The 7,281-nt window shown below is 37.7% G+C and carries 10 protein-coding genes; 7 read left to right on the top strand and 3 right to left on the bottom strand.

What is annotated here, in order from left to right:
- Nucleotides 1-93: 93 nt before the first annotated feature.
- The 4 genes from IQ228_RS17160 to IQ228_RS17145 all read left to right on the top strand — a co-directional run bounded on the left by IQ228_RS17160 (nucleotide 94) and on the right by IQ228_RS17145 (nucleotide 1,834).
- Nucleotides 94-378, top strand: coding sequence for a DUF5674 family protein (locus tag IQ228_RS17160; RefSeq protein ID WP_051424246.1), 285 nt, complete (start codon nucleotides 94-96; stop codon nucleotides 376-378).
- Nucleotides 359-718 (top strand): hypothetical protein, encoded by a 360-nt coding sequence (locus tag IQ228_RS17155; RefSeq protein ID WP_027401559.1) that lies wholly within the window; start codon nucleotides 359-361, stop codon nucleotides 716-718. Before IQ228_RS17160 ends, IQ228_RS17155 begins: the two co-directional genes overlap by 20 nt.
- 371 nt (nucleotides 719-1,089) lie before the next feature.
- Nucleotides 1,090-1,335: a DUF4351 domain-containing protein gene (locus IQ228_RS17150; RefSeq protein ID WP_193963688.1), complete on the top strand. Its 246-nt coding sequence runs from the start codon at nucleotides 1,090-1,092 to the stop codon at nucleotides 1,333-1,335.
- 112 nt (nucleotides 1,336-1,447) lie between these two features.
- Nucleotides 1,448-1,834: a nuclease A inhibitor family protein gene (locus IQ228_RS17145; protein WP_027401561.1), complete on the top strand. Its 387-nt coding sequence runs from the start codon at nucleotides 1,448-1,450 to the stop codon at nucleotides 1,832-1,834.
- Here the strand turns inward: IQ228_RS17145 and IQ228_RS17140 are convergent.
- Nucleotides 1,831-2,673 carry a DNA/RNA non-specific endonuclease gene (locus IQ228_RS17140; RefSeq protein ID WP_051424247.1) on the bottom strand — a complete coding sequence of 281 codons (843 nt, stop codon included), beginning with the start codon at nucleotides 2,671-2,673 and terminating at the stop codon, nucleotides 1,831-1,833. The genes IQ228_RS17145 and IQ228_RS17140 overlap by 4 nt on opposite strands.
- A gap of 349 nt (nucleotides 2,674-3,022) precedes the next feature.
- Here IQ228_RS17140 and IQ228_RS17135 point away from each other — a divergent pair, with 349 nt between their 5' ends.
- Complete coding sequence (locus IQ228_RS17135) at nucleotides 3,023-3,571, top strand: hypothetical protein (RefSeq protein ID WP_193963692.1); 549 nt, start codon at nucleotides 3,023-3,025, stop codon at nucleotides 3,569-3,571.
- 9 nt (nucleotides 3,572-3,580) lie between these two features.
- Here IQ228_RS17135 and IQ228_RS17130 read toward each other — a convergent pair whose 3' ends face one another.
- A complete protein-coding gene (locus IQ228_RS17130; RefSeq protein WP_039204260.1) occupies nucleotides 3,581-3,922 on the bottom strand; it encodes a hypothetical protein in 342 nt (113 codons plus the stop codon).
- 39 nt (nucleotides 3,923-3,961) lie between these two features.
- Nucleotides 3,962-4,945, bottom strand: coding sequence for a tyrosine-type recombinase/integrase (locus tag IQ228_RS17125; RefSeq protein WP_193963686.1), 984 nt, complete (start codon nucleotides 4,943-4,945; stop codon nucleotides 3,962-3,964).
- Nucleotides 4,946-5,733: 788 nt separating this feature from the next.
- Here IQ228_RS17125 and IQ228_RS17120 point away from each other — a divergent pair.
- Both IQ228_RS17120 and IQ228_RS17115 read left to right on the top strand, forming a co-directional pair.
- Nucleotides 5,734-6,105, top strand: a complete 372-nt coding sequence (locus tag IQ228_RS17120) for a CU044_2847 family protein (protein WP_228043923.1) — start codon at nucleotides 5,734-5,736, stop codon at nucleotides 6,103-6,105.
- Between the two features lie 260 nt (nucleotides 6,106-6,365).
- The coding region (locus IQ228_RS17115; protein ID WP_193963684.1) for a serine protease at nucleotides 6,366-7,281 on the top strand (916 nt) is incomplete at its 3' end.

The following is a 7,281-nucleotide window of genomic DNA, read 5'->3' as shown; positions in this document are numbered from 1 at the left end:
AAGGGACTTCCAAGAAATAAATTATCCTGATTAACGAACCACAGAGGCGCAGAGGACACAGAGGAATAAGGGTTTGAGAGATTTTTGCGTTAGGTGGTTGAGTATTTTTTTATTTGGAAGTCCCTAATCAAGATTTATTACGGTGGACAGCTACACGCTGAGTGCGAAGCAGTATTATTGAAAGATGGTAGCAAGCAAAAAGACATTTGGGGTGCAGATTGGATACCATTTACACAAAAAATGGCTTACGAATCAATTATTAATATTCGCCCAAGTCAAAATAATCGTTCGATGATAATTCAAGACCCAGCCATACGAGAACGTGTTACACAAATTACTAAGAGTTTAATAGGTGGTTATGAACCAGAATTTAGATGAAAAACAAGCCCGCTTTCAACTCAACAATATACCAAATCGTTTAGGGCATATAGCGGCTAATTTAGCACGAATTAAATCATTTTCTCAAATTGCTTATAAAGAAGCAGTGAAAAGTATAATTGTAGAAACCAAGTGGTTTATTGAGTGGACAGCAGCAGAAATAGAACCTCTCCAAGCTGAAGAATTGGTGAATATTCAAATTCAATTGGCAATGTGGGAATTAAGTTGGCATAAAATTTGGGCAGATGAAAAAATCTGTACTGAAGTTGCTGAACAATCTGGTTTTTGGTCTGAACAAGTATTAGATATGTCAGGCTTGCTATCTGAATCTATTGCATAGTTGTAGAGACTTGCTTACAGTAGTGCTGGTTTTCTGTGTAGAATACCAATAAGGTAACATTATTAATGATGGTAACTGAATCAATTTTATTCAGAGGAAACAGGGAACGGGCAACAGGGAACAGGAAAAACTCATGTTTAAAAACATGAGATTGAAATAATGACACTGTTTTTTTCGTGCTACGCATCTTTTAAAAACATTCTTTTTTTGACTGAAGCTCTAAACTGGTGCAAATGAGTGTTTCTTATTTGCTCCCAGTTAAGATTTCCCTTCTTTTGTAACTATTTTAGGCTAGAATATTAGATAGATATCAACAAATCAAAGTAGAGGGATTAGTCGCTAAAATTAAACATTTAGAGGAGGAAAATCAAATGCCTTTCATTAGTCCAACAGAAGAATTAGCAATGGAACGGGGGGTAGAAAGGGGAATAGAGCAGGGAGAACAACAACTGATTTTCCGACAACTAAATCGGCGATTTGGTGAAATTGAATCATCATTCATTGAGACAATTTGGACATTATCAATTGAGCAATTAGAATTACTCGGTGAAGCACTCTTGGATTTCTCCTCTATCATTGATTTAGAACAATGGTTAAAAAATAAACCAGAGTCCTAGAAATAACAACCCCACTTTTCATTAATTGTGGGGAACACTAAAAACTGAGAAACTGGAATTAGAGAAAATTAAATTATTAGGGATAGTTACACTACACTTCGTGAACGCTAAAATGACCAACATCACAAACATATTAAAACAAGCCACCGACGGGTTACTGATGACCAGTGAATCAGAGTACCCATTTGAGGTTTTCGCATGGGAATCCGCAGTATTGAATGAAGCTACAGTATTAAAAAGAACGGGTCATTCTCAGGAGACACCCGTTAAACTTGTGGAAATTGATGATTTCTTTAGAAACTCTGTGAGTGAGGAAAATTGGTACGAAGACGAGGAAAAAGCCACTGTGAAAAAGTTTCAGAATCTTGTGAATCTCTTAAAAACTAATTTAATAGATTTACAAGTTTACAAAATAGGTAATAGAGAAATTGATGTTTACATTACTGGTAATACCCCTGATGGTATAGCAGGGGTTTCCACAAAAGTTATCGAAACCTAAAGATCATCAACTTTGCTTTCAATCACCCGTTGAATATTGGGAGAAACATTAGAGAGAAAATCATACCCTGTTAGTTTTTCTAGGGTATCCACACTGGTTCTAAAGACCTTCCAATTATTATCAAGTTGTTCATCATTGGGGATATTGACAGCAATAACACGGGTATTACTGCTAATACCCTTGAGTCCAGCATCAGGATCTAGGACTACAACAATTTTCCAAGTGGATTGGGGAATTGTGACTAGGTTTTTCAATTTACCTTTACTGCCAACCGGACCAGCAATAATATAAAGTTCCTTACCTTGTGATACTAATTCCCTAGAATAATCCTCCAGATTCCCCCAAGTATTCCTATTATTATCGGGTGTTTGGGGCATCATATTTGTCATTAAGAAGGTTGCTGTATTATCTTCAATGCTACGGGTTCTGTCAGCCGATGGGGTAACGTGACCTCTATCATACCCTGAACCATTATAAGCAGTGGGTTTGATGTGTTCCCAATCTTCAGGTAATGTGTTATCTGGTCTAAAGTTATCTTGACGTGGGGTATCCCCAAACCATGATTTATTTAACTGCCAACTTACCCAATTAGGAGTACCATTACTGCGATTGTAAGACAGTACATACTGGGGTTTTATCATCAAGTCATTATCAGGGTTATTGATGTTGGTTGTGGCTTGACTGGGATTACCCAACAGTAAATGAACCGATGGTATATTTCTAGCAAATAATTCTGGTTCTAGTTCTAAAGTTTGTGCTTGTGCCGGTGAACAAATCAGTAGCCCAATTGCAAAACTAATTAAAAATCGGACTTTTAGGACTTTTATAAACTTGATCATAAATTACTCGGTTATTATTGAAACACTTAAACAAACTTTCAGAGGGAACAGGGAACGGGCAACAGGGAACAGGAAAAACTCATGTTTAAAAACATGAGATTGAAATAATGACACTGTTTTTTGAGATGCGTAGCACGAAAAAAACATCCTTTTTTTGACTGAGCTTTAAACTGGTGCAAATGAGTGTTTCTTATTTGCTCCCAGTTAAGAGTTCCCTGTTCCCTTCTTTTGTAAAGCAATTAGGTCAACAATGGCAATCTACTCATACAATCTTTTGCTATCTGCCAGGGAGTCAGAAATTCTTAGAGGAAAATTTGATTTACAATATTCGATATCAACTACAGATATCATGACTACTAACAAGACCCCGCCCAGCGAGATGATTCGCGTGCCAACTCCACTAATTCCTGTAGTCCGCCATCTAGCCAAAATCCACCGCGATGGTCATACAACGGAGTTATTGCAAGGATTACAGGAATTGATAGCCCAGTTCGATAGCAGTGTAAAACTAGAAGCAACCAGCGAATTACAGCAGGTGGAGAAGAAACTGGGGGAACTGAAAACGCACCTTTGCCAACAAGATCAACTGGTGGCCACTAAACTGGAAGTCTTTGGTAAACAGTTAGAGAAAATTGAAAAAGCAATAGTTTCTGGTAGATATAGCGGTGGTAACTCCAGACAAAGGTATTTAGGATATCAACAGCAACCAGTAGAAATAACTTCTTTTGCTAATGAAAATTTAGCGCAACGATTGGGGGTGACTCCACAAAGTTTGATTACGGAACGGGAAAGCAAGAGTGAGCAGGAATTTATCAGTTGGTCCAGAAATCGTGACCCGATGAGTTTGGGGTGGAAATTTCAGGTTAGTGATGGGTTGTATTATCCAGTCAAACAGTAAGGGATAATATTAATTTTTCTCTGGTAGAAATAATAATGACTCAACTAATTCATCAGTGAGTTTACCGTCACTGGAACGTTTAAGTTGTTTAATATCTACGCGCACCTGTGAACCAGCTTCTACCTTTTCCAGTAGAAAGTCAGAATATTTTTCAATTGACTGTTTAGCTTGCTCCTTTTTCTTCCAGACTTGAGCCTCATGAAGCATACTTGTTACGCCAATAAATTCCTCTCCAGTTTTTTCATGAAAGTCATTATAATTGAATCTCACAGCATAAGCTTTGACTTCTGGTATTAACTGTAAGATGTATCCTAATTGTTTTTCTGGCTTTACACCAAACCCTTTAGCCATTTTTTTTACTTCTAAAAACTAACTACTAATAAAATATTATCACTTCCGTTTGGGAACAGTAATTGCTTGTACAGCCCGTTGTTGAACTTCCTCACCCCGACGGTCATATCTAGAAGTGAGTTCAGGTGAAGCATGACCGGCTAATTTTTGGACAGTAACAATATCAGTGGAATCTAACAACTCAGAAATAAAAGTCCTGCGAAAATCATGGGCAGAAAAGTTTGTTACCCCAGCTTCTACACCCCGTTTTTCCAGAATAAACAGCACTGCTTGAGGTGTCAGTTGTCGTAAAGTTACCGCCCCAGATTTATTAATGTGACAGATTAAAGCCCCCGCTTCTCTTCCTCTAATTTCTAACCAGTCTTCGATAATTGGCAACACCCCATCTGGTAAATAAACAGTTCTATCTTTACCACCCTTACCACTCCGAACTTTAACACTGCCAGAATGGAAGTCACTCAACATTAATTTTACTGATTCCCCCCGGCGTAACCCCGCACCTCGCAAAATTGCTATCAGCGCCGCATCCCTATAACCAATGGGAGTAGGATCATCAAAACAAGTTTGCATCAGGGCATTAATTTCAGCTTCAGATAAAAAACGCCCCTTGAGTTCCTTAGACAGCTTGATATTAGCGATATCTACCGCCCTAGCAAAATCTCTAGCATCCATTAATTCAAGTCGTAATGCTTCTTTCAAGACTCTCCTTAACGCACTCAGCATTTTATTAGTTGTGGCTGGTGCATATCTTTCCATTAGTATACACCGTAATAATGCTGTATGTTTATAACGCACTTCAGCCCAATTTAATGTCAGCGCATCACATTCATTGCTGGTAAGGATACGAGCGATAGCGAAGCGCTCCGTAGGAATCGCATTGAGAGATTGCCCCATCGCCGCACGAGAACCAGCGGACAGATTGGAGAGATAGACAGCAGCGGGGTGTTCAGTTAGGGGAGTGGGTGCAGTCAAAGCTAGGGAATTGACAACAGTTATTTCACCAATTTCCGGGGATTCATTCATTTACTTATCCGAAGAAGCCTTCTAGCTAGTTATATTCTGATAAGTAATATTGTACTTTTACCTTTTCCCCTCTCTAAAATTTATTTGGCTTTGATGGGGCGATTTCTGTGGAGGGCTGCACGGCGATCGCTCGGTTGTGGTTTGCGATTTCTACGGAGCGCTTCGCTATAGTTCTATAAAAATTTCCCCCAAGAAAATTTTGCACTGTGTTCTCAATCCCAGTTTTCCCCAGCCTGATTTTTTCCCCCAAGAAAATTTAGCAGTGGTTTTCCCATAAATCCACCGAGTTTAGCGTTGCTGTCACCAGGGGCAAGATAGGCTGAAAGTATTACCAATAAAAGTTTTCAGTTGCCACCCTGCCAAAGCGGGAGAAATGTACGCTAAGGCTGAAACTTAGACACAGCAACAGTTTCCAGACCATCTTGCAGGTTTTTACTCGGATCTCGGTTTACTACCATTTGGAGTTGATCGCTAAAAAACGAGATGAGTTACTTTCGGTTGTTGAGCCTCAAGGTGATGTGGGAAAGCAGTTGAGTCTGTTTAACAATACCTTTGCCAAAACTCTGAAACCCTATTGAGTGATAGATAAGTAGGTGAACAGAAAAATTTAAAGGTATATAACGGTATGTAAAGTTGTCTCAATGCGAGATTCTGATTGGGTTTCAGCCATTTTACAAAACGCAATACCCCTCATTTTTATTTTGTTTACTTACTTATCGTATTTTATTGGATTTTAGGCTTATATTTGAGAAATTGGCAAAGGTATTGAGTAATAGCACTCTATACTTATGTACAATAAGGAGCAGTATAAACTTAGAAATAGTATTCACAAACTATTAATGGCTACTAAACTCATTGAACTAGAAGACGGAATTTTAGTAGAGGTAGAAATACCTGAAGGCCAAGCTCGACAAATATCTGGTAGTTTTGCCGATAGAGTCAACACAACATTTGATAAAATTAAGCCGATTTTGATCAAAACCTGTCGTCCTGTTGCTGAAGCTTGGAAAGAACTTAATCAAGATATGGAAATCGAGCAAGCTGAAATTGAAATAGGTTTCAGCTTTGAAGCAGAGGGAAATATCTATGTCACCAAAGCTAAAACGGGAACTAATTTAAAAGTAAAACTGGTTCTTAAACCAAAGCATAATGTTCAGTAGGTGGGAACATCCCAATTTTGCAAAAATGGCATAAATTGTTTGTCATTCTCAGTGCAACGGAGTGAATCGAAGAATTTCAGGAGATGCTTCATTACATTTCGCTCCATTCAGTATGACAGTAAAATTACATATTTGGGATGCTCCAAACTAAGTAGGCTGAGAAAAACCCAAATGTGTAACAAAAGTAAAATCACCCAAAACTTCTTTATTCTTGCCTTTTGCCCTGCCATAACGACAATTTTTAACGCCAACCTACTTGTATGAGTTCAAATATCGAGGATTCACTTGTTTTAATTACCAGTAAAGATGATAAGCTAAAACGCAATTTCGGCACTGGATTTGTTATATATCAGGACGGAGAAGATACATACGTAATAACTTGCGACCATGTTTTACGAGATGTAGGAGGAATAGAAAAAGTTTTAGTCAGAGGTATAGCTGCAACATTAGTTGTATCTGGTGAATCACAAGGGTTTGATTTAGCAGTGCTTAAAGTGCAAGGACTTTCAAATGTATCAGTATTAACTTTGTGTTCATCTACTGAATTTGAAAAGCAATCATTTGAGATTACTGGTTACTTTTCTTATGATCAAAGAGAAACTCGGCTATCCAAAAAAATTTCTGGTTATTTGGGTAAGTCAGTTTATATTTCGTCTCATGATGGAAGTGATCATATTAAGAGTTGGGATTTGCATATTAAAGATAACGATAGATTAAAACCTGGGTATAGTGGCTCTCCTGTCATAGATAGGATGGGTGATGTTTTGGGAATAGTTAGCCACCTAGTCGGTGATGGAAGTTGCGGATTGGCTATTTCTATTGAAGGTATTCAAAAAGTCTGGACAGAAATGCCATCTGAATTATATAAAAACCGATCTTCATCTCATAATGATGATCTAGATTCAATATCTGATAATAATGATCCAGATTTAATTAATGAAAATCCTAGTGAATACCTACCTACTAAATTTTGCCTTAGATCACTATTGTATTTATTTATACTACTAATTTTTATGAGTATATCTATTGCATACTCATACCATTTTTTTTCTAGTAATACGTGGAAAAAAGCTTATAGAGAATTAGGATGGATTATTGAGATGTTACGTGCAGTTATTGCTGTAGCCGTTATGGCAGGGTTGATAAATATAATTTTTCCAATAGAGTTTTGTGAGA

This window comes from Dolichospermum sp. LEGE 00246 (assembly GCF_015207865.1).
Lineage (GTDB): Bacteria > Cyanobacteriota > Cyanobacteriia > Cyanobacteriales > Nostocaceae > Dolichospermum > Dolichospermum heterosporum.
Note: the sequence above shows the minus strand (reverse complement) of the source record. Positions and strands in the feature narration are given on the sequence as shown.